The organism is Lysinibacillus sp. FSL W8-0992 (assembly GCF_038008685.1).
Classification (GTDB): Bacteria; Bacillota; Bacilli; order Bacillales_A; family Planococcaceae; genus Lysinibacillus.
This window is the reverse complement of record NZ_JBBOZQ010000003.1, coordinates 1-21482: the sequence shown is the minus strand read 5'-3', so window position 1 is coordinate 21482 and position 21482 is coordinate 1. Positions and strand designations below refer to the sequence as shown.

General features: G+C 33.1%; 21 protein-coding genes. 16 read left to right on the top strand and 5 right to left on the bottom strand.

Features of this window, described 5'->3' with window-relative positions:
* The first annotated feature begins 521 nt into the window (after positions 1-521).
* The 5 genes from NSQ74_RS23255 (at position 522) to NSQ74_RS23235 (ending at position 4492) form a co-directional block, all read left to right on the top strand.
* A complete protein-coding gene (locus NSQ74_RS23255; protein WP_310794758.1) occupies positions 522-713 on the top strand; it encodes a hypothetical protein in 192 nt (63 codons plus the stop codon).
* 76 nt (positions 714-789) lie between these two features.
* Complete coding sequence (locus tag NSQ74_RS23250; RefSeq protein ID WP_259420498.1) at positions 790-1434, top strand: hypothetical protein; 645 nt, start codon at positions 790-792, stop codon at positions 1432-1434.
* Between the two features lie 195 nt (positions 1435-1629).
* Entirely contained in the window at positions 1630-1890 is a 261-nt protein-coding gene (locus tag NSQ74_RS23245) for a hypothetical protein (protein ID WP_340826623.1), read from the top strand.
* Between the two features lie 128 nt (positions 1891-2018).
* Positions 2019-2453 carry a hypothetical protein gene (locus NSQ74_RS23240; protein WP_061401034.1) on the top strand — a complete coding sequence of 145 codons (435 nt, stop codon included), beginning with the start codon at positions 2019-2021 and terminating at the stop codon, positions 2451-2453.
* Between the two features lie 998 nt (positions 2454-3451).
* On the top strand, positions 3452-4492 hold the full coding sequence (locus NSQ74_RS23235; RefSeq protein ID WP_340826622.1) for a tyrosine-type recombinase/integrase: 1041 nt from the start codon (positions 3452-3454) through the stop codon (positions 4490-4492).
* A gap of 352 nt (positions 4493-4844) precedes the next feature.
* Here the strand turns inward: NSQ74_RS23235 and NSQ74_RS23230 are convergent, their stop codons facing one another.
* The gene (locus NSQ74_RS23230; protein ID WP_061401036.1) at positions 4845-5252 is read right to left on the bottom strand and encodes a PBECR3 domain-containing polyvalent protein; all 408 of its coding nucleotides are present in this window, start codon (positions 5250-5252) and stop codon (positions 4845-4847) included.
* Positions 5253-5458: 206 nt separating this feature from the next.
* On the opposite strand from NSQ74_RS23230, the gene NSQ74_RS23225 reads away from it, so the two are divergent.
* From NSQ74_RS23225 to NSQ74_RS23205, 5 genes are all read left to right on the top strand, one after another.
* Positions 5459-6019, top strand: a complete 561-nt coding sequence (locus NSQ74_RS23225; RefSeq protein WP_340826621.1) for a recombinase family protein — start codon at positions 5459-5461, stop codon at positions 6017-6019.
* A 305-nt stretch (positions 6020-6324) separates the two neighbouring features.
* A complete protein-coding gene (locus NSQ74_RS23220) occupies positions 6325-6942 on the top strand; it encodes a hypothetical protein (protein ID WP_259420508.1) in 618 nt (205 codons plus the stop codon).
* Positions 6943-7484: 542 nt separating this feature from the next.
* Entirely contained in the window at positions 7485-8507 is a 1023-nt protein-coding gene (locus NSQ74_RS23215) for a hypothetical protein (RefSeq protein ID WP_340826620.1), read from the top strand.
* 80 nt (positions 8508-8587) lie between these two features.
* Complete coding sequence (locus NSQ74_RS23210) at positions 8588-8854, top strand: DUF5839 family protein (RefSeq protein WP_064774786.1); 267 nt, start codon at positions 8588-8590, stop codon at positions 8852-8854.
* A gap of 607 nt (positions 8855-9461) precedes the next feature.
* A complete protein-coding gene (locus NSQ74_RS23205; RefSeq protein ID WP_016992360.1) occupies positions 9462-9770 on the top strand; it encodes a hypothetical protein in 309 nt (102 codons plus the stop codon).
* 65 nt (positions 9771-9835) lie between these two features.
* Here NSQ74_RS23205 and NSQ74_RS23200 read toward each other — a convergent pair whose 3' ends face one another.
* On the bottom strand, positions 9836-10480 hold the full coding sequence (locus tag NSQ74_RS23200) for a DUF2599 domain-containing protein (RefSeq protein WP_340826619.1): 645 nt from the start codon (positions 10478-10480) through the stop codon (positions 9836-9838).
* Between the two features lie 655 nt (positions 10481-11135).
* Here NSQ74_RS23200 and NSQ74_RS23195 point away from each other — a divergent pair.
* The 6 genes from NSQ74_RS23195 (at position 11136) to NSQ74_RS23170 (ending at position 18033) form a co-directional block, all read left to right on the top strand.
* The gene (locus NSQ74_RS23195; protein ID WP_340826618.1) at positions 11136-11333 is read left to right on the top strand and encodes an AsnC family protein; all 198 of its coding nucleotides are present in this window, start codon (positions 11136-11138) and stop codon (positions 11331-11333) included.
* Between the two features lie 856 nt (positions 11334-12189).
* Positions 12190-13515 carry a spore germination protein gene (locus NSQ74_RS23190; RefSeq protein WP_340826617.1) on the top strand — a complete coding sequence of 442 codons (1326 nt, stop codon included), beginning with the start codon at positions 12190-12192 and terminating at the stop codon, positions 13513-13515.
* A 20-nt stretch (positions 13516-13535) separates the two neighbouring features.
* A complete protein-coding gene (locus NSQ74_RS23185; RefSeq protein ID WP_340826625.1) occupies positions 13536-14591 on the top strand; it encodes a GerAB/ArcD/ProY family transporter in 1056 nt (351 codons plus the stop codon).
* Positions 14578-15654 carry a Ger(x)C family spore germination protein gene (locus NSQ74_RS23180; RefSeq protein WP_340826615.1) on the top strand — a complete coding sequence of 359 codons (1077 nt, stop codon included), beginning with the start codon at positions 14578-14580 and terminating at the stop codon, positions 15652-15654. The genes NSQ74_RS23185 and NSQ74_RS23180 overlap by 14 nt, the downstream gene beginning before the upstream one ends.
* A gap of 431 nt (positions 15655-16085) precedes the next feature.
* Positions 16086-16640, top strand: coding sequence for a MerR family transcriptional regulator (locus tag NSQ74_RS23175; protein ID WP_340826613.1), 555 nt, complete (start codon positions 16086-16088; stop codon positions 16638-16640).
* Between the two features lie 379 nt (positions 16641-17019).
* Entirely contained in the window at positions 17020-18033 is a 1014-nt protein-coding gene (locus NSQ74_RS23170; protein WP_340826610.1) for a hypothetical protein, read from the top strand.
* A 345-nt stretch (positions 18034-18378) separates the two neighbouring features.
* Here the strand turns inward: NSQ74_RS23170 and NSQ74_RS23165 are convergent, their stop codons facing one another.
* The 3 genes from NSQ74_RS23165 to NSQ74_RS23155 are packed head-to-tail and all read right to left on the bottom strand — an operon-like array spanning position 18379 to position 21465.
* Positions 18379-19179 carry an alpha/beta fold hydrolase gene (locus tag NSQ74_RS23165; protein ID WP_259420504.1) on the bottom strand — a complete coding sequence of 267 codons (801 nt, stop codon included), beginning with the start codon at positions 19177-19179 and terminating at the stop codon, positions 18379-18381.
* A 2-nt stretch (positions 19180-19181) separates the two neighbouring features.
* Positions 19182-20339, bottom strand: coding sequence for a hypothetical protein (locus NSQ74_RS23160; RefSeq protein ID WP_259420502.1), 1158 nt, complete (start codon positions 20337-20339; stop codon positions 19182-19184).
* A complete protein-coding gene (locus NSQ74_RS23155) occupies positions 20311-21465 on the bottom strand; it encodes a HesA/MoeB/ThiF family protein (RefSeq protein WP_259420500.1) in 1155 nt (384 codons plus the stop codon). Before NSQ74_RS23155 ends, NSQ74_RS23160 begins: the two co-directional genes overlap by 29 nt.
* Positions 21466-21482: the final 17 nt, after the last annotated feature.

Sequence of the window (21482 nt, the reverse complement as noted above, 5' to 3'; positions counted from 1 at the left end):
ATTTCTAAAAAAAGTGTGTCTAAGTTTATATAAAACTTAGACACACTTTTTCTATTTTTCCTTCAAATTAGCGATTGTGGCAAATTAAAGGTGTTAAGTTTTCTACTTCTTTGATTTCGATTTTCATAGCGCCTAACCTCCTTTTTATGTAATTAAATACATAATATACCATAGTTTTCTATAAATCAACTAAATTATCCAAAAATAGAGAAAATAAACTTAATATATATAATACATAATATTGAAAAAATTCACAAAAATGTAATGTGTGAAATTTAGATTTTTGCTAGATAAACAGAATCTATACAGATTTATATATACTAAAACTTAGTTAACATTTTTTTGAAATTAAAATGAATAAAATTTTAAAAAAAGAGAGAGAAAAATATAATTATGTTTTAGGGTATTTGAAGGCTTTGAGACCTTCCCTTATAGGGGAATCCCATCAGCGAAGTCAAACTTCATAGTGGTGAGATAGATTAAGCCGACCATAATACCTTTCATGAAGGAGGAGAGAAGATTTGTTGAATGATAGCTTAGAGTATTGCCCACACTGTCATACTAATTTGCAGGGAGATGTGATAGCAGAAGAACAGCAAAAATCTTATAATGCTACACATTTCACAAGAAAAATTGGCATGACCACGTTAAAAGCCGATCGAATTTTGTATTGGCAATGTCCTGACTGTGATGGAACGTGGTCAATAAAATAAAAGTCACTTTATTATCTTATTTTAGGTAACCTTTTATGTTATTTTAAAGGTAACTTAAAATAACAGGGGTGTTCTTATGTGTGAAAAAGAGTTATTTGTATGTGAACGTTGTGGGAGTTCTATTGATGTAGCCTTAATTTATGTGAACGATGTACCAATGACATACTGTAGAATCTGTAGAGGGGCGTTATTTACAAAGAAAAAGTCTGTAGGTCGTCCAAGTATTGGTATTACTAAAAAGGTCTCTCTCACACTGACGGAAGATGATTGGACAGCATTAGAAGAGAAAGCAAAAGGGAATCGTTCACTTTTTTTACGCCAAACGATTGTGAAAGCGTTGGATAATGAGGAATCCAAAACTCCCCCAGGGGAACTGTATTTTAAAAGTGATCTCCATAAAGAACAAACGTTGAAGATATTAAATGTATTCAACAAACTGAGTATTTCAAGCGACTTGTATTATGGCTGTCTAGCGTATGTAGTAGGAGCGACTTATAAAGCTGATTGTCTTATCAAAGCCATTGATGAAGATAAAACAGTCGATTTGGATAGGTTGTATAAGAACATAGAAATACTTTCGCATAGTGAACGTGTGATGATACGGTTTGGTTTGCAGTTATTCAACAGCCATTTTGATGACATTAAATTATCCGATGTGATGCAGTCGTTAGATAGCGATAATATAAAAGTCATTAAACAGGCAATTGATTTGTTTTATTAGATTTTATTGAAATTCAGGTGCATAATGATTATGAACAGTAAATTTTTCCCCAAAGGTATGTCAAGGGTGGAAGTCATTATTTCTTCGGTAAAAGAAATAATGACTTTTTCTTTTGAGCTAAAGAAGTTTTGAAGACATTTTTCTAAAGTTGCCGAATTAAAAAGTGAGAACACTGATTAACAAGGGAAGATCGGTATGACAATAGGAGAAATTGTAGAAGCATTAAAATGTGGGAAAGCATTGGCTGACATAGGGAAAGAACTTTCTGTAGGGAAAGAAAAATTAAGTAAGGCACTTATTTGTTTAATCGAAGAACTGGTTGGACGTTTACTGGTAGATTCCGACGGTTGGCTTGTGGAAGTGCTGCTTAGTTCTGCTGCTGATGCATCATTATTAAATAATAAAAAACTACCTGCTAATAAAAGACCCGACAATAAACTTTTTTCAACCTCATAACCTCCCAATTGTTGTGGTATATTTAAAATAATACCATATTTTACAAAAACAGATATAGATTCATATTTTTGTAAAATATATTAGGGAACATTTACTCTAAATGGAATCTATAAAAAGGGGATGTTGAAATGAAAAAAATAATTTTATCCATTCTAAGTGTTGCATTTTTGAATGGATGTAATGGTTTTCCCAACGGTACTCTTAGTCAGCCAGAAGGCAAAGTTATTTTAAACGGAGAACAATATACAATGATTCCAACTGATTACGAATGGGAAGAAGACAATGTTAAAATAACAGATATGAGTTCTCGTGATATAGAAGAATTAGCTGATGATTTTGAAACATTAGAAGTTGAAAAAGGAGATATATTAAATTTTGAAATTGAAAAAAGTCCTTCTTCCATAGCAATAACTAGACTAAATGAAGAAGGTGTAATTGATGATGTTGAAATTAAAGATTATAAAATAACACTGCCATCTCAAGAAGGGTATTACATTTATGAACTTCAGGTAGTGTGGGATAAAGGAAAAGAGACTTTTGTTTTTGATGTTGATGTAAAATAAATAATTCTTTAGCGTGCAACGCAGATTCCAAAAGGAATAGAAATTCTTTCCTTTTGGAATCGAGTACAGCAAGCCAGCGTAGCTGGTGCGGTAGCGTTTTTTGCTAGGTTTAACCAACGAAAAATGCTATAATACTAGCGTATAAACTTTACTTTTCGACATACTCTCGCTGTTCATGCTCACCTTCACTGCCTATTGGTATAACGTGAGATTGTTCGATTAAAGCCAGAGTGCTGTGTGTACTTGCCATCACTATCCAATTGGATATATCGCAAGAAGGCATGGTTATAGAAGCGTTAAAACGCATTAAACGCATTTTGAATTCTTGACAGAGTACGCAATAGCCGAAAATCAACGATATGATGCAGCTGTATAAATACATTGGTATTACCAAAAAGCGTAATCGTGTATAGCAGTATATTTAAAAAAACGGAGCAAGTTATTAAATTTTACTGATTGAGCAAAAAGCCTATCGGTATTTTGTTGTGTAAAAAATATATGGTGGATATTTAGTATCCAAGTTAAAACTGATTGAGCGTTCTCGCACATTCGGTTTTTTTTGCGTTTTACGTAATTAAAAAATAAAAACAAAAAGAGGAGGATTATAAACAAAAATACAAAAGGAGTTTTAAAAACTTTGCAAGAGTGTGAAAAGGTAACTTTTATTATTTTGATTAAGTTACTTTATTTAATTTTTCACGATTTATTAATGGCTCGGTACGAGCAAAGGGTTTTGATTTTGTATCAGCGTTAGCTGATTTACGTTGCGCAGCAGCGTAACACATAGGACAGCTTGCTGTCCATCGTTGCAAAGCAACGACATGTTTTTTAGCTCGCCTGTTAAGGCTTGAGCGGATGTTTTAAGCTGATATACCGATTACCTTATTTTTTATACAAATACATATGATGCGATACCCCACCTTAGGGTAAGTGGCTCAACGGAGCCACGCACCCTAAGGTGGATTGAGATATGCCAAATTTGAGAGGAGGTGAAAATTTTGAGTAGAAAAAGGTCAAGAAATAGCAAGGCGAGAGCATCCATTGTACATGATGTGAAGACGGCGTTGGATGCGATTGATATGATTGGACACTCGAAAAAAGATGCTCGCAAAGAGGGGATCAAAGGCATTCATTCGTTAAAGCAAAAATCCAACAGCATGTCGGATTGCCAAAACTTCGTAAAATGGGTGAGGGATGAACATGGGGTTCGTAAGTTGGACCACCTAACGAAGCAACACTATAAAGCCTATTTTGCTTATCTTGAGGACAAAGGAATCTCAAAAGGGCACATGATTAACGTGGAAACGTCCTTACGACTCTTAGAACATGGTCATAAAATGGCTTCCAAAGAGCGTGAGAGCGATTTTGCAGGTTTTTGTACAGAGAACCGTCTTTATGTACTAGAACGAAACGAAAGCTTGCAAAATCGCTCGTATGAGCGTTGGGAGATAGATGCTATAAAAAAACAAGTTTCTGCAGAAGTATCGAAAGCCGTTGATTTAATGAGCCAACTTGGATTGAGAGTAAAAGAAGCTGTCAATATACGTGTGGAGCATTTTGTGGCGAAAAACGGAGGGCTACAGCTAAATATTCCTGATAAAAAAGGGGCAGGAATTACCAAGGGAGGGCGATTTCGTGAGGTTGACGTACCAAATGATTTTATCGAGTCGTTACAGAGCTTTTTAACAGGGAAAGAACCAACAGATAGGCTTGTGGCTGTTTCTTATGATACGGTGCGCAAAGGGGTTCATACAGCTTGTAAAAAAGCAGGGATTGAACAGGCAGGGCGAGGTTGTCATGGATTTCGACATTCGTATGCACGTGACCGTTTTTCACAGCTTGCTTCAGCAGAGCAAAAAAATATGATAGATAGGATTTTAGGTAACCGGTCAATTGGTCGTAAAGCCGATTATGGCATGGTATCAGAGCATGATAAAGAGTTGTATGAAAGTACACGTGCGGTCATGAATCAAGTTCATAGTGAATTAGGGCATGGAAATAATCGTTGGAGGCTGGCAATGGTTTATTTGAGGGAATAAATAAATGGAGTGCTGCGATTGGCTCGTACGTGTTTTTTGCACGGATTGACTACAACACGGATATGTAGGTAGCTATTAAGATATTAGTGCGTTTTGTTAGAGTATACGAAAAATCCCAACTTCATTTTAGAAGTTGGGATTTGTTGCTTTAAAAGTTATTAGCAGGGCGGCAATCCTGATCTCTGGTAACTACCTTATAGGTAGCGCGTGGGGAACCTTTCCCACCTCAAATAACTTTTATGTATTTAATATGTGTTAGAAATTATTTAAATATGATAACAAGTTGTTAATCTATTCAATGATTATACTACACTTTTTTAGCCATTTTGTAAACACTCTATCCTTTTTGCTATTACTTAGTAAAGAATGACATCGGATGAATACGTCCAGAGCGTAGCCGTTTTTGAATCTTATCTATTCCATTGTCTAATATGTAAAATGAGCTAAGGAATAAACCACTTTCTGTATTTAATTTTATTGGCAAAATGACAGAGTCGCTAAGGGCTTTGTATATTTCTATGGTATCTGGCTCTTTTGGATTTTGTCCAGCATAGTCAGGGTTTGTAATAATGCTTGGGATATCTTGATAATATGCCATAAAGTCATTCCAGTGGCCACGCTTTTTTAAATGTTTTAAAACCCCTGGAGGCATATATATTTCTGAAGAAATACAGGGAAGAGCATAATGATTAATAATACATTCAGGAACAAAACCTACTAACTGGGTATCTGTAGAATACGGATCTATGTTTATTGTCATTAAAATACAACCTTTTGTGAGTTTTAGTTCAGTATATCATGATAGATATGAGCTATTCTACCATGGTTCTGGAACCCTTTTTGAAGCATTAAAACGGTGTCAAAACCTAATAGTTTTGACACCAATGTGTTGATGCAGTAATATCAAGGTGTAAAAAGGTGTCATAACTTAGGTCTATAAGTATGTGCAGAAATGAGGTATTTTTTATGATTTACGGTTATGCGAGGGTGTCGACTATATCACAGGAATTAGAGGTTCAGCTTCAAGCGTTGGAGAGTGAAGGAGCGACTGTTATTTATAAAGAGAAATTCACAGGAACGAAAACAGACCGACCACAATTAAATGAGCTGCTGTCTCAATTAAATGAAGGTGACAAGCTTGTTGTAACCAAATTGGATAGATTGGCTCGAAACACTAAAGAAGGCATCGAAATCATTGAACGGTTATTCGAAAAAGGGGTAAAAGTACATGTTCTTAATGTTGGATTACTTGAAAATACAACAATGGGGCGTTTCTTTTTACAGACACTACTCGCTGTAGCTGAAATGGAGAGAAACCTTATTATTGAACGTACTCAGGAAGGAAAAGCAATTGCTAAGCAACAATCGGGGTTCCGTGAAGGCAGGCCTAATAAATACACTAAAAAACAGTTAGATCATGCTATGCAGATGTTGAATAGCCACTCTTTTAGGCAGGTTGCAGAGCTAACAGGCATTTCTTTGAGTACATTAAAACGTGAGAGTAGAAAGCGTAAATATGTATTATAAAAAAGGATCGTCGTTTCTATTAGGAGTAGCATAAGGAATTATGTAGATTTACTATCAAAAGCAAAACACCCAACCTACTGAAAGTTGGGTGTTTTGCTCTTAAAGCGTTTGTTTTGTTACTACTAATAGTATAGCATTTAATCCTCCGTGTTCAAAAAATAATTTGGAAAAGTTACTTCATGCGTAGTGTTAAGGGGTGTTTTAGGATAATGTAATAGCTAAAAAATTTTGTGAGTAAAGGTGAAATAGAGTTCACATAGAAATTATACATATATGAGTATATGTGAAATGAAGGTGAAATGAGTATGAAGATAGATAAAAATGCAACGATAGGTAGTATTTTAAACGCAATAAGAGAGGGAAATAAAGCCGAGGATGTAGCAAAAGAGATAGATGGAATCAGTCAGAAACCTTTGTTAAAAGCCCTAAAAGAAGCTGGATATGCATACAGTAACAAAGCCCCGAAGGGATGGCATTATATAGGTGAAGGTACAGAACCTAAGGAGAAAAGCATTTTTGACTATGTTTATAATTCAACAGGTGTGAAACGTGATTCATCAGAGGTGAATAATTCTTCACATAAAGTAATAGAAAGTAATACTAGGGTGAAAGAAGATAATGCGAATATCACAAGAATTTCACCAGTAGTTCACCCTCAATTCACGCAAGATGAATTAATAGATCTAGTTGAAATGCTTCAAGAATGGCGATTAAAAAAGGCAACAGAACATTTAGGGATAGTACAAGAGCCAAAAGAGGTACATGCACGCATAAAAATACTGCCACAAGGGGACAAGACAAGAAAGACCATTGTTATTGATAAAGGCATAGGAGAACGTTTAGATAATTATTGCAAAGCTGAGCGAGTGAATAAATCGGACGTATTGCATTTAGCATTGATGGATTTTTTAGATAATAATTAAAAAATAAAAAATGAAATGACGTCACAAAAAAATTTTTGGAGCAAACTGTGACGTCATTTCATTTTTTATTTTGTGACGTTAACCCAAATTTTCGTGACGTTAATAATCCAGTGCTACCAAGGATTTCAAAACTATTTTTATAGATAGCCTTGTGACGTATTTTAAATATCTGTGACGTTAGTGATATTGGTGACGTGAAAAATATGATGTTTTTTGCTATTTACAACTTTTAATCTTTAGATTATGGTAGATTCAACTAAATCGAACGTAAAAAAGCCATTCCACAGTGACTAACATCGAGCGCCAACTCTTTGTTAATCGCTTTATCGTATGACACAGATACGATGCAGCTTATCGTGAAATGACTGTTTTTAATTGGTTATAGAGATACAAAGTATCTATAGGTCATTCTATTAAGAATTTTAGTAATGGTCAACAGTTAATTACTATGTCATTGAAGATTATTTTATAATCTAAAGCGTTTTGCATCGTCAAAAAACACGATGTGAAACGCTTTTTTGCTTCAAAAGGGAGCAATCATCATGATAACCAAACTAAAAACTACACCAAACCAAGCAGTCCAAACATTGATTACATATGGCAATCAAAAAGGAAATCGGCAACTTAAAGAAGAGCGCCTGCAGCAATTAGAAGACGTACTGGCCACACAAGGTATTTATCCTGGAGGGAAAGTACATAGAGTGCTAGAAAAATTGATTTATGATCTTACATACAATGGCATTATCAAAGTAAGCCGAGAGCATTTGAGTAAAAAATTAGAGGTTGGATTCAATACAATCTCGACAGCTTTCAAGTACATGGAGCAATCTAAGCTATTTATCCTTTCCAGAAACAAATCAGGAAAGACAAATAGTGGTTGTCGTGTCATTTTAGATGTGCAGCACGTTAATTTTGAAAGCATTTTAAGCGAAGTGTACCATCTAAATGCGTATGAAATTGCCATCGTTAAAGATGAATTTAAACAACCAAATAAACATCAAAATAAACATCAGGAATTGGCCCAAAACGCTGTTATATCAACGCTGAATGGCTCAAATTCGGATCTTAACTATAATAACCAAATTAAAACAATAAAAGATATAAAGACGTCTACTAAGCAGTCGTCTAATCAGAAAAATAATCTTTATAATCGTTTGAAAAACCTTTATCAAGCCCGTACAGGCTCTTTAGAGGGCTTTAAGGCCTTTGTGAGTGTTATCTATGGATCTTCGAAAAAAATCAAGGCAGAGGGCAAGCTAGGGGTGTCTCATGGCCAATTAGAAACGATCCTGTATCAATCCTTAGATGCAGCGATTTCAGCGAGTGATCAATATGTGAAAACCAACCGTTTAGCCTTACTAAGTGCCATTATTCGCAACAAAATCAACGATTTAACGGTTTCAAATTCATCTGCAGCACCTGAAAAAGAGAAAAGTAGAAAAGTAGAACTGGTCCCAGCATGGTTTGCGGCGCGCCATGAGCAAGAAGAAGAAGTAACCGAAGAAAAGAAAGCCTATTTTGCACAAGAACGTGAGCGAATTTTGGCCAAGTTACGGGATCTTTAATCCAATGAGGAATGGAAAAAAACCATACCTCTAGTTTACTGTGCTCATTTTTACTATTGAAGATAGGAGTGGAAAGAAACATGCAAAAAAATAACGCATTATTAGGAGTTCATATTCGAAGTAAAAAAGAGGCAGCAGTATTAAAGCTGCATCACAAACAATATATATGGCTTATTCCAGAACATTTAATGGAGTTGAATATCCAACCAGGAGATATTGTAGCAGTTGGAAAAGGTGCTCCCGTTCTAGTGATGGCTGTTTTTAGAGATGACACAGAATCTCATAAATATATCTATAGGTTCTTAGAAAGATCTCCACAATCTTCGGAAAAATTAATGAAGATTTAATAAACATTTTCCTTTCTAGTTTAATGGAAAAATCAAATTAGAGGCCATTAACGTTTGTTTTAAGATGCTTATTTTATTTTTGCCTTATTTTACTTCATGTTTTAATTTCAAAAGGCTTAAAAAGCTCGTAAGAAGCTTAGAGAGTCGAACCTCCAAAGATCGGCATTGAATTTGGGTCTTATCGAACACCCCTTTCCGACTTACTGATTGATGTGATGTTGAAAAGAGGTTTATGCAAAGTTTTATACAGCATTTTCATCGAATTTCGGACGTTTTTTGCCTATTTCACAATGATGTATAAAAAATGTATAGCAATTTTGAGGCGTGTCATTACAAGAACATTGTAATGACGGGCTTTTTCGTGCCTCTACAACTTCCCACTCTGGTTGTTATGTCAACTAATCATGTATGGGGACTGTATAAAATTTGGGGCTATAATGGTAATGGAATGGTATACTAGGGTATGATGTAACCCCCTTTTACCTTCTGCACAAGGTAGAGGGGGGTTATTTGTATGGCCGTATCCAACTGATATCATCTATGGTTCAAAATGGAGAAACTTTAAAACACTATAAAACGTTATAATATTTGGAAAGGAGGTAATTTTATGGTAAGTTTACAAATTTATGATTTTATACACATTATTCTTGCTATTTTCACCATTTCATCACTTCTAATTACGTTTTTTATTTTTGTACAAAAAAAATCTAACCAAATTATTAATGGTATTACATTAGGTTTATTTTCTTTAATAACTATTGCAGTTTCAGCTATTACTGTAATAATAGCCGGCTATGTAGGCGACGAAATAAGTGAGGGTGGAGATAGTATTTCTTTAATTATGTTTATAATTATTTTGTTACTATGTATATTAAATGGATTTATCTATACAACACGTCTGAAAAAGTTCACATAAATTTAGTGGTTTTTGAAAAAGTTAAAAAAAGCCCAGTTCTTTTCAAAAGAACTAGGCTTTTTTTTTTACTTATTTTTCGGATTACAAGCTTTTGCAACTACTTCATGATAATTGGTTGTTGTACGCCAAGGTTCTATATTCCAAGGATTTTTCAAACCTTTAATTGTATCAGCATGACAATGTAATTGTGCTTTCATACTGGCTGTATTATTCCATTTTGCATCTCCACTATGTTTAGAGTAGACTACATCCCATCTGTATTTTTGTAAATGTGCTTGTGCCATTCCTGGGGGTGAGTCATATGCTGGTTTTAAAGGGTTAAGAGATAAAGATGGTCCTTCATCTCTTGAAATCCATTGAGATCCACTATAGTATTCAGAAAATTTGGTAGGTAGGGATGCGAAAGGTGTTACAGAGTTTAATAGATTTTGAGTTTCATGATTATCCAATTGTCCATCAGCAAGTAAATCTTCTTCATACTTTTCTACTTCACTGTTTTCATATACAGCATAAGTAGCGTCTTCACTATTGGCATCACCTGAAAGTAATACTATGTAAAAGTCTCCGTCTGCAAAATCGATTTCACTTGCTTTTTTCGTTGTATATTCATAACCTAACTCATCAGTTTCTGCAAACGCACTAGGTGCAGTAGATAAAAAGCCTAGTGCAAAAATAGGAAAAGCAAGCAGACTTACTATTTTTTTCAACATAAAAACCTCCTTTTTTTACTAATGTTACCATTATTGAGAGTTTTGGTAAAGATTTTCTTTTGGCGTGTATTTTTATCTATGACAAAAACAAAAACGCTTAGATGCTACTGAAGATGAATCAACATAGAAGTAACAAGATTATTTTTGAGTGGTAAATGGCGATTATATCTCTGTCATCAAAAGTTGCTTTTAGAATAACGCTATTTACTGAAAGAGCATAAGGGAAATCTGCTATCACTTGGGGTGATAGACTAGGCAGAGCCTAGTGTTTCGGTGTCCCCATAAAAAAGTGTGATTCTTCCTGTTTTCTTCCCCTTTTCTCACGAACATTTATTACGTTCTTCCTGTTTTCTTCCTAGCTTTTTTGCTAAAATCAGGCCATTTACCATTCAAAAAAACCAGGTAACTTCTATAAAGATTCATCTTCAGTAACATCTTTTTTTCTTTTCACCAGAGCGAATCATTTCAATTCGCCCTATCAACTTCCCTTGTTTTGTTCGCAACTCCTAAACAATTTCACTTTCCAGTTACTTTTTTCTTGTTGAATAATTAAATTCCCTAATCTTTTATTGAGCCCTACCAAAATGTAAGGTTGATATTATGTGCGTCAAAACTTAAAATTTAGAGTTAAGACGCGTTTAGGGAGGGAGATAATTTGCTAAAGAGATTTTTTAAAAATGAAAAAAAAGAGGAACTATGGCGAGGTGGAAACCCAAATGGCCGTCCTAAATTAACCATCGATGAATTTAAACTGTTGTCTTTAAAAGATGCTGGGAAAAGTAATCGAGAAATTGCTCGATTACTAGGTGTTTCTGAAGCAACTATTAGGAGACGTTTGAAAGAACTAAAATGACTGGATACTCTATGTAGAAAACATATAGAAACGAATAAACGTTTGTATAGAAAATATGTAGAAATGCACTTTTTTATGGGGACACCGAAACACTAGGCTCTGCCTAGTCTATCACCCCAAGTGATAGCAGATTTCCCTTATGCTCTTTCTTTCAGTAGCCTGCGTCTGCATGCTACTTCCAGGGGGCTGTCCTATAAGTCCCTTTTTCGTTAGAAGGAGATTGATGAAGAAGTTGGCTGATTCTCTAGGAGCTGTTTTAATCATAGGGACTCTGGTGAGCAAACAAACTTATTTCTATGATCACATCGATCACACCAGGTACATCTACAGCATCAGAGTATCGCGATGCCAACGGCAAGCGATACTTTTTTGAGACTTTTTCGATACTTTTTTGAGACTTTTTTTCAGAAAATCTGTGGTAAAGTATTTCCCTTCTTTTATAGAGGGAGTTTAGTTGAATAGCGCTATTAATAAAAACAAATCCCAATCATCAAGATTGTTCACACAAATTCCTCGTTCCCACCTGAAATGGGGATATTTGTGTGGCTATTCAAAAATTCCGTAACTTAGCTGGTATGTACTTTTATTATAAAAATTATTTCAAACTGTTTATAAACAATAATATTGTATTCCTCTTCATCCTAAACTTCTACACTTCAACTTTTCCAGATTTCTGTATCTTAATTTTTTCTTCTAAGGACAATAGTTCGTATTCCCAATTTGCGTTCATTCACTTCCTTTTATTTTCTTAAACATTTAGAAGTTATATAAATTGTTCCAGTATCAATTTTCCCCCTGAATAATTATATAAAATTAAGTGCAAATTAAACATATAGGAAATGAAAGGAAAAATGTTATGGAACAAATAGTTTTAGATATTAAAAAAGCGTTAGGGGGTAATGATGACTTTTTTATAAAACGTGATTACCTTTTAAAAAAGGAAGTTTTGTTACTAGGACTATCTACTTTAGTAGATATGACAAAAACAAAAACAATTCTTCAAAAACAGTCAGAGGGTTTAATTTCTCAAGGGAAAACATCAGAATCTATATTTATTTTAATGGGTGAACTTTTTGAAGACGATACAAAAAAGGCTATTACATCAGTCCTTGAAGGTAAACTTATTATATATATAGAACATACAAAAAAGTTTATTATTTACGAACCTGTTCCTAAGGGGTTAAATCGTTCAATTGAAGTTCCATCAAATGAAAGTGTAATTCAAGGACCTTCAAACTCCTTCACAGAAGATATTGACACAAATATTGGACTCCTTCGTAAACAACTTACTTCAAATAAACTTCTTGTTCATTCCTTCACAACAGGGAAAAATCAGAAGACAAAAATTTCTTTACTATTTATTAATGGTCTAGTGGATAAAGAACTTGTTGAAAATATAAATAGTCTTATTGAAAAGAATAAGAGTATGGATATCAGTAACTTACAAAGCATGTCAAAAATGCTGGGGTTTTCATCTTGGGATATAGTTTCAAAATTTAATACGACAGAACTTCCTCTTCATGCATCACAATTTCTTAAAAAGGGAAGAGTTGTTATATTAGTTGATCAATTACCTTTTGCTTTAATACTGCCTAATCTCCTTTGGGATATGTTTATTGTTGAGAGTGATCGTAATTTTCCATTTCCCATTATGATAACTATCAGTTGCCTCCGAGTAATTGGTGCATTAATTGCTCTAATAAGTCCAGGAATGTATGTTGCTCTTGTTGCTGTAAATCCGGAAGCGTTACAGATAGAGCTTGCACTTTCTGTAGCTCAAAGTCGAGAAGGGGTTCCTTATCCAGCACTTGTTGAAGTTATAATCATGTTGGTTGTTCTAGAACTGATATTAGAAGCAAGCATAAGGCTTCCAAAATCAGTAGGTCCCACAATTACAATGGTTGGAGGAATTATATTAGGACAAGCAGTTGTAGAAGCTAAATTAGTCAGCAATCTCTTAATCATCATTCTTGCAGCAACAACAATTGCTAACTCAACCCTTGTGGGGGCTCAAAGCTCGCTTTCAATCAGATCATTTAAATATATTAATGTAATTCTTTCTTCACTATTTGGAGTTTTAGGATTAGTAGTAGGTCTAGTTTTTATTAGTTCTTATTTGGCAAGTTTAACTACCTTTGGCAAGTCCTATCTCTATTTAAATATAGGAAGGAAGGAACAATAGTGGTAAGAAGTCTACATGTTATGATAATGTATGTGCTTTGTCATCTGGGACTAATTTTTTTTATGTTTCCAGCTGATATTATTGCTAGTACAGAACAAGGCCATTGGTTCCCAATTCTAATAGGGATTATTGTACATTTTGTATTTTTGTTGACTTATATGAAAGGTCTCAGCTTTTTTCCAAAAAAGGATATTTTAAGTATATTTTCGAAAAGCAAAAAAAGGGTAACTTTTTTATTTTTTGCTCCCGTTTTACTTTATCTAATCATGGCCATTATTATAACGGTCAGAGCATACGCAGAAATCGTAACCTTGGTATTTTTATCCCATACCCCATTATGGACAATTATACTATTATTGTTGTCTGTTTCTGCATACATTTCATCTAAAGGTATCGAAGCCATTTTACGAACTGCATTTTTATTATTTATATTATTTTTTCCAATATTATTGTTTGTCTTAATCATGTCATTTCAGAATGTTGATTGGAGATATGCCATACCTTTTGACACAGACTTAGGATTCATTAGTAAGCCTGCTTACTTCGAGAGTTATTTTGCATTCGCCGGTGGGTTTCTCTTTCTTGGATTTGTACAACCATTTTTCTCTTATGAAAGAAAATATGTTATTTTGTCTGCGATATTTCTTATTCCTTTCTTTCTCTTTTCAGTATACATTCCAATTCTTACTTTGGGACAAGCGACTGCATCAAAAGCATTTCTTCCTTTTGTACTTATTGTGGATTCTATAAATATTGATTGGTTAATGTTTGAGCGAGTTACAATGTTTTTTCTTTTAAGCCTTATTGCTTTTATTATTTTGTATCTCTCTCTCTCAATGTGGAAAGCAATTCGAATAATCAACTATTACATTCCTAAAAGTAGACCTAGCTACCTATTGTTCGGTTTGTCTGTAGCAATCTTTTTCGTTTGCTTTTGGATTCCAGACTGGAAGGATGTTGAAAATATCCTTTTTATGAATTCTTTTTTAAGGTCATACGTTATAATTGTTGTACCTCTTTCTATTTACTATATTGGAAGAAGATTAAAGAGGAAGGATACAAATGAAACTATCTAATAAAAAAGTCATTTATTTAATTTGTAGTCTTTTAACTATGGTTTTGATATTGAGCGGTTGTTGGGATATTAAGGATATAAATCATCGTCTACTACCAGTGTCGATAGGTGTTAAGAAAGTTGACGACCAATATTTGGTGATCCTGAATATACCAGAGCCTATAGATGGTAATATGGAAACGAAAATTGTATCTGCTAAAGCTGAAACGGTCTCAAAAGCAGTGGATACAATTAGTAGAAATATGGAGAGCGATGTGTATTTATTGCATGTAAAGCTAATCTTTATTGAGAAAGAAACTGCTGAGGATGGAATAAACGATATAATTGCAGGATTTATGCGTTCAAGAGACGTTTCCCCAAAAGCTTTAGTTGCAATATGTGATGAGGATCTTCAAGAATTTTTCAATAACATTAAAATTAATGCCGAAAAAAAAGGGCTCAGCACTTATAACTATTTCGAAAAAAATGCAGGCTGGAATCCTGACATTGCCCTTACAAGAGTTTGGGAGGTCTTCCGAGGCATACATTCTTATACACATGATGTGGCTATACCTTTGATTCGTTCGGGAAAAGATACGACTATGGATCAAATCGGTTCTGCCATATTAAAAAGAGGAAAAATGGTCGAGCAAATCAGTTCAAACGAAACCCTGCTGTACAATGTTTTTAAAGGGGAGAGTGGTAATGGAAAAATGGAAGTAATGGAACATGCTACAGTCATGCTACTGGGTTCTAAAACTGACAATATAGGAAGACTAGTGAATAATGATGCACATATGGAAAGTCTAATAAAAATGAGAGTTGTGATATTGGAAACAAAAGGAGAACCCAGTTTGAATTTAATTAAAGAGGAAATTAATACTCTAATCTCTGAGAGGTATAATAAATTATTTACAAAACTTCAAGAGAATGAGGCTGATGTATTCGGAATGGGTCAGTTTTTTAGAAATCAAATCCCTCGTGATGAATTAAAAAACTGGAGGTCAGATTACTTTAAAAACATGAAGATTAATATTAATGTTAAAATAGACATTCAAAATGAAGGTTATCTGAAAACAACTTAAAGAATTATATCTATATCCATTTTTGTAACTGGATTGGATTTTATGAATCAAATTTATGTTATCTCAGCAGTTATCTTGAATATAACAATTGAAAAAATAAATAGATAATAAAAAGCTGTTTTTCGATAAGAAAACCGGCTTTCTTTGTGAATTATGTGAAACAATGTACTTAAACAAACGGGTGCGTTAGTTCAACATGACATTATTTGGAAACTACGAAACCAAAAGAATACGAAGAAAAATATTAAACCCTGATCCTTCTGCTTAGCGTAGAAAAATCAGGGTTTTTATATCCAAAAAATGTCTTAGCGTATAATATCTGCGTTTTGTCGGCAGTACCCCATGTAACATAAGTTAGCCTAAAATAAGCATAAAATAAAGATAAATCTAGCTTAATTTATAGCTAAAATTAGGCCATTGGAGTTGGAGAAATGTTAATACCAATTGGGAAAATCACAAAAGAATTAGCAATTGAAGCACATCAGCTGCGTGAGTGGGAGAAACGGGATTGGCTCGGAGATGTTTTGAAAGATCCAGATAACAATAATCAACGGGTTTACAACGATCATCAGATTAAACGAATTCATTTAATCCATGAAACTATTCAAAAACAACGAGAAAAAGGGTTTAAACGGACAGATTTTACAGAGGTCGAGGAAAAATTGTTTGAGAAATTCGGTGGAGAGGTCATAAAAAGGGAATCTGAGATGACAATCCACCCAGGTTCGATGGAGAAATTAATTGAAATGATCGGATTACAACAAAAAATGATGATGGAGATGCAGCTGCAAATCGAAAATCTCCAAAATAAAGAGTTACCAGCATCCATCGATTATTCTCAACACTTTGAAGAAATGAAAAATCAGCTTAAATTTAGCCAAGAACGAGAAGAGAAACTGATTGGATTGATTGAAAAGTTGCAAGATGATGTTGAAGAATTGAAAAGGATGCCTCAAAAATCTCGTTGGAAGTTTTGGGGGCGCTAAACACCAATTTTTCAAATGTATGGCTTTATTTGATAAATTAATAGTCATAGAGTATATTTACAAGTTGCTAACTTTAGCGTATGGTAAGAATAACTAAATCGAACGTGAAAAAGCCATTCCACAGTGACTAATAGAGAGTTGGAGCTCTTTATTAATCGCTTTATCGTATAATGCAGATACGATGCAGCATATCGTGAAATGACTCTTTATCTGTTGTAATAAGTATAGATAATATCTATATATGTCATTCTAGTATGAAATAGAAGACATTTCAACAGTTAATTAAAAGGTCATTAGAGATTATTCCTTAATCTAAAGCGTTTTGCATCGTTAAGACACGATGTGAAACGCTTTTTTGCTTCAAAAAGGGGCAACTACCATGGAAAACAAACTAAAAACTACACCAAACCAAGCAGTCCAAACATTTATTACATACGGCAATCAAAAAGGAGATCGGCAACTCAAAGAAGAACGCCTGCAGCAATTAGAAGAAATACTAGCAATCCAAGGGATTTATCCTGGTGGGAAAGTACATAGAGTGCTAGAAAAATTGATTTATGATCTTACATACAACGGCATTATCAAAGTAAGTAGAGAGCATTTGAGTAAAAAATTAGAGGTTGGATTCAATACAATCTCAACAGCTTTCAAGTATATGGAGCAATCCAAGCTATTTATCCTTTCCAGAAACAAATCTGGAAAGACGAATAGTGGTTGTCGTGTCATTTTGGATGTGCAGCATGTAAATTTTGAAAGCATTTTAAGTGAAGTTTATCATCTGAATGCGTATGAAATTGCCATCATAAAAGATGAATTTAAACAACCAAATAAACATCAAAATAAACATCAGGATTTGGCTCAAAATGCTGATATATCAACCCTGGATGGCTCAAATTCAACTCTTAACTATAATAACCAAATTAAAACAATAAAAGATATAAAGACGTCTACTAAGCAGTCGTCTTATCTGAAAAATACTCTTTATAATCGTTTGAAAAATCTTTATCAAGCCCGTACAGGCTCTTTAGAGGGCTTTAAAGCCTTTGTAGGTGTTATCTATGGTTCATTGAAAAAAATCAAAGCAGAGGACAAGCTAGGGGTGTCTCATAGCCAATTAGAAACTATCCTGTATCAATCATTAGATGCAGCCATTTCAGCAAGCGATCAATACGTAAAAACAAACCGATTAGCCTTGCTAAGTGCCATTATTCGCAACAAAATCAAAGATTTAACGGTTTCTGTAGTGCCAGAAAAAGAGAAAACTAGAAAAGTAGAAGTGGTACCTGCATGGTTTGCGACGCGTCATGAGCAAGAAGAAGAAGTAACAGAAGAAAAGGAAGCCTATTTTGCACAAGAACGTGAACGAATCTTGGCCAAGTTACGCGATCTTTAATCAAATGAGGAATGGTAAAAACCATACCTCTAATTTGCTATACTATTCTTTTAGGGCAAACTAGAGTTGTCTAGAAAAAGAAACCTCTAAAAATCAAATTATAGGCTATTTACATTCGTTCTAAGACGGTCATTTCGTTTTTGACTTATATTTTCTTCGAGCTTTGAGTTTCGATGGTCTAAAAGGACTTGTGAGGTCTTAAAAGTGTTCTTTAATCGGCAAAACTAAATGTAGAGGCTACTTTTTTGGATAAAAAAGATAAGAGGGCAAACAACGGATTTGATTTCTGGTTACATACCAGTAAAGAAAAAGACATTATCAATAAGGATAATGTCTTTCACCTATTTAAATATGGTCTTTAATTATTTTGATAAACTCTTTCTCAGCATCCAACATAATTAAGTGGTCTGTATTATGCAAACGGTAGACTATAGAATTTTTATAATTATTTTGAAAAACATCGATCTTAGAATTTAAAAAATTATCATCAGGGTTATTATCCGCAATTAATAAGACAATTTTAGCTTTTACACTTTTGAGTAATGTTAATGTGTCCAGATTCCATTCATCTTTCATATATTGAATTTGGTCGTCTTCAGATACTTTAAATTGATACGTTTGATGTTCAGCAGACCATTTAATTTGATCAAGTACAGCTTGTTCTATATTATCGTTCCATAAAGATGGATTATCACTTTTCATATAATTGATAAAGGATTCTTTGTTTTTTAAAACTTCATTTGGGAAACTGCTTTTTTTTATGTCTTCCCATGTTAGCCCTTCAACTTCTTTTAATGCAAAAAAACCACCGTCAACTAATACTACAGTTTCTACCGTATCATACATACTAGCAAAAGTTAGTGCTATAGAGGCACCTATGGAGCTGCCTATAAGAGTTATCTTTTGTGTTAAATTCAAATCAGAAATAGTTTCATTTATTACATTAGCTATATTGTTAAACGAATAATCTTGTAATCTGATGCTATTTCCATGTCCAGGCAGATCCATTGCTATTATAAAATAGTCATCTTTTAGTTGTTCAATTACGGAATTCCAAATAAGATGTGTCCAATTTAATCCATGTAAAAAAATTAGAGGTGATTTATCTTTATTACCGTATAAATTTATATTGATTTTTTTTGACATAACTATGCACCCCTCTTAAAACGTTTGTATGCTGCGATTATCCATAAAATGAATTCGAATAATAGTAAAGCTAGAACGATAAAAGAATCCCAAAATTCAAAAGTATTATAAGCAAAGGTAGATAAAATACTTAAAGTTGTTTTTAATGTATAGAGTACTGTTGGGATAGATAAAAATAAAAATAAATAGCATACAGCAAACAGTGATACTATGTACAACCAACTATATCTTTTGCATATTATTTGTTCACGACTGCTTAATTTGTCAAAAAATAAATTATATTTAGGGGAAATCTTTCTTAACAAATAAGCTATACTCCCCTTAGTTAACGTTGAAACTCCAAAATAATTAAGTAAAACATAATAGAAATCAGTTCTTAAAAATATAATAAATTGCCATATTATTTTATAAAACTGTATTAATGCAATCATTTTCAATAAACTGATTATGAAAATATCATTAATCACTAAAATTAACATGAAAGAAATGTTAATAATTAATATATCAATAAAAAAACCAGCTAAAAAGGGGATATATCTTTTTTCTCTAGGTATTGACCATAATGTATTCATATTGGCTTCTATAACTACCCAAAACCACCTAATACTAAGCTGAAAATTCATCTTTTTTCCAGTTGCTGAAACAGCTAAATAATGTGCACCTTCATGAACAAATACTAAAAACCAAGAGACAAAGAAAAATAACAATAGACTTAAACCTATTGAAGACAAAACAAATGTATCTTGATAGTTAGGAGTCAATTTGTTTGGAAAAGCAATTAATAAAATAATTGTTAATAAGATATTTATAATATAGAAAGTTATAGTTGCTTTATTAAATAAAAATTTACCTAAACTTTGTATAAAATTGTTTTTACGGTCTTCATCAAGATTAATATCATTTATTACACCTAGACTATTGAGTGTATTCATGAAATCTAAAACGTCGATTTCTATTTTTTTATTTTGCAAAATAGAATCCTGGATTTCTTCAATTGTGTTATGACCTTTTGCTTCTTCGATTACATAGATAGCTTCTTTAGGAACACGAAAAAAAATGTTTTTTTGTTCATCACCAATTGTATATTCATCTATTTCTTTTATGACAGTTAAATTGGAAAGTGAAATAATACTATCCTTTGTGAATTTCTCTAGTACCATTAGTTTGCCCCTCAACAATTTCCATTAAAGTAGTTATATCGCACATTTCTTTTAAGGAATTTTTTCCGCAAGTTGGACATTCATTTGACTTTTCCCAGTGATAGTCTGAATTCATAGTCAATCCATTCACGTCAAATTGATACATATAACCAGCACGCATTTGATTTTCAAGGTTTAATAAGTGTTTCATAACTTCAACCGTAATAAAACCACTTAATATAGAAACAGTAGGTGCGATAGCTGTATTTTTCTTTTCAAAGGTATAGCCATATAAAGTATTTAATTGATATTTAAAAATTGGATCATTTTTTAAGCAATTCATTAAAAAACAATCAAAACATCCTTCACCCGAACCCGAAAGTTTATTTATTAGAATTTTATTACCATTTATTCCACTAAATATCGCAGGTACTCTTTTGTTAACACAGGCGAAATTAACCCAACGACTAGATATAATACCAGGACTATCAATACCACTAATCACCAAATCTACATTTGATAAAAGAGGTAAAATATCCTCAGAACTTGTTATTTTTTTATTTATAATATTTAATTCTATATCCGAATTTATTTCTTTAATCCTTTGTTTGGCTGCCTCTGTTTTTAACTTTCCTATATCATCTTCTTTATATATATATTGTCTGTTGAGATTACTACGTTCAACAGTATCAAAGTCCAAACCTGTAATTTTACCGACACCTAAGCTAGCCAAAGTTGCTACATCTTGAATAGCTCCACCTAACCCTAAAATAAGGACATGAGAATCTTTGATCTTTTTTTGCATATCATAGGAACTTTTATATATATCCGTGTAGTACTCAAAGTAAGTAAAATTAGCTCTATATCTTTCTTTTTCTTGTTCATTCAGTAAATCTTTCATCAAATCTCGATTTTCTAGAATTTTAATATTGTCAAATGTATTAATTAAATCTATTAACTCTTCTATTTGTAAATTATTTAGTTTGGCTAACTCTTCTAACTCTTTTTGTCCATCAAAGGAGGATAAGAGAGATTCAATTTTATTGTCTTCGTCCATTAAATCAAAAGCTTTTTCATGGTATCCAATTCTAATTTTCTTCTCATGTTTAATTAATGGAGTGACTATTTCTTTTATCTTAGGCTTCATTTAAAAACCTCCTATGT

Bases quoted from the DNA above. Each gene is read 5' to 3' on its own strand.
- NSQ74_RS23250 (WP_259420498.1), top strand. From the start codon at position 790: ATGTGTGAAAAAGAGTTATTTGTATGTGAACGTTGTGGGAGTTCTATT.
- NSQ74_RS23245 (WP_340826623.1), top strand. From the start codon at position 1,630: ATGACAATAGGAGAAATTGTAGAAGCATTAAAATGTGGGAAAGCATTG.
- NSQ74_RS23240 (WP_061401034.1), top strand. From the start codon at position 2,019: ATGAAAAAAATAATTTTATCCATTCTAAGTGTTGCATTTTTGAATGGA.
- NSQ74_RS23230 (WP_061401036.1), bottom strand. From the start codon at position 5,252: ATGACAATAAACATAGATCCGTATTCTACAGATACCCAGTTAGTAGGT.
- NSQ74_RS23225 (WP_340826621.1), top strand. From the start codon at position 5,459: ATGATTTACGGTTATGCGAGGGTGTCGACTATATCACAGGAATTAGAG.
- NSQ74_RS23220 (WP_259420508.1), top strand. From the start codon at position 6,325: ATGAAGATAGATAAAAATGCAACGATAGGTAGTATTTTAAACGCAATA.
- NSQ74_RS23215 (WP_340826620.1), top strand. From the start codon at position 7,485: ATGATAACCAAACTAAAAACTACACCAAACCAAGCAGTCCAAACATTG.
- NSQ74_RS23210 (WP_064774786.1), top strand. From the start codon at position 8,588: ATGCAAAAAAATAACGCATTATTAGGAGTTCATATTCGAAGTAAAAAA.
- NSQ74_RS23205 (WP_016992360.1), top strand. From the start codon at position 9,462: ATGGTAAGTTTACAAATTTATGATTTTATACACATTATTCTTGCTATT.
- NSQ74_RS23200 (WP_340826619.1), bottom strand. From the start codon at position 10,480: ATGTTGAAAAAAATAGTAAGTCTGCTTGCTTTTCCTATTTTTGCACTA.
- NSQ74_RS23190 (WP_340826617.1), top strand. From the start codon at position 12,190: ATGGAACAAATAGTTTTAGATATTAAAAAAGCGTTAGGGGGTAATGAT.
- NSQ74_RS23185 (WP_340826625.1), top strand. From the start codon at position 13,536: ATGATAATGTATGTGCTTTGTCATCTGGGACTAATTTTTTTTATGTTT.
- NSQ74_RS23180 (WP_340826615.1), top strand. From the start codon at position 14,578: ATGAAACTATCTAATAAAAAAGTCATTTATTTAATTTGTAGTCTTTTA.
- NSQ74_RS23175 (WP_340826613.1), top strand. From the start codon at position 16,086: ATGTTAATACCAATTGGGAAAATCACAAAAGAATTAGCAATTGAAGCA.
- NSQ74_RS23170 (WP_340826610.1), top strand. From the start codon at position 17,020: ATGGAAAACAAACTAAAAACTACACCAAACCAAGCAGTCCAAACATTT.
- NSQ74_RS23165 (WP_259420504.1), bottom strand. From the start codon at position 19,179: ATGTCAAAAAAAATCAATATAAATTTATACGGTAATAAAGATAAATCA.
- NSQ74_RS23160 (WP_259420502.1), bottom strand. From the start codon at position 20,339: ATGGTACTAGAGAAATTCACAAAGGATAGTATTATTTCACTTTCCAAT.
- NSQ74_RS23155 (WP_259420500.1), bottom strand. From the start codon at position 21,465: ATGAAGCCTAAGATAAAAGAAATAGTCACTCCATTAATTAAACATGAG.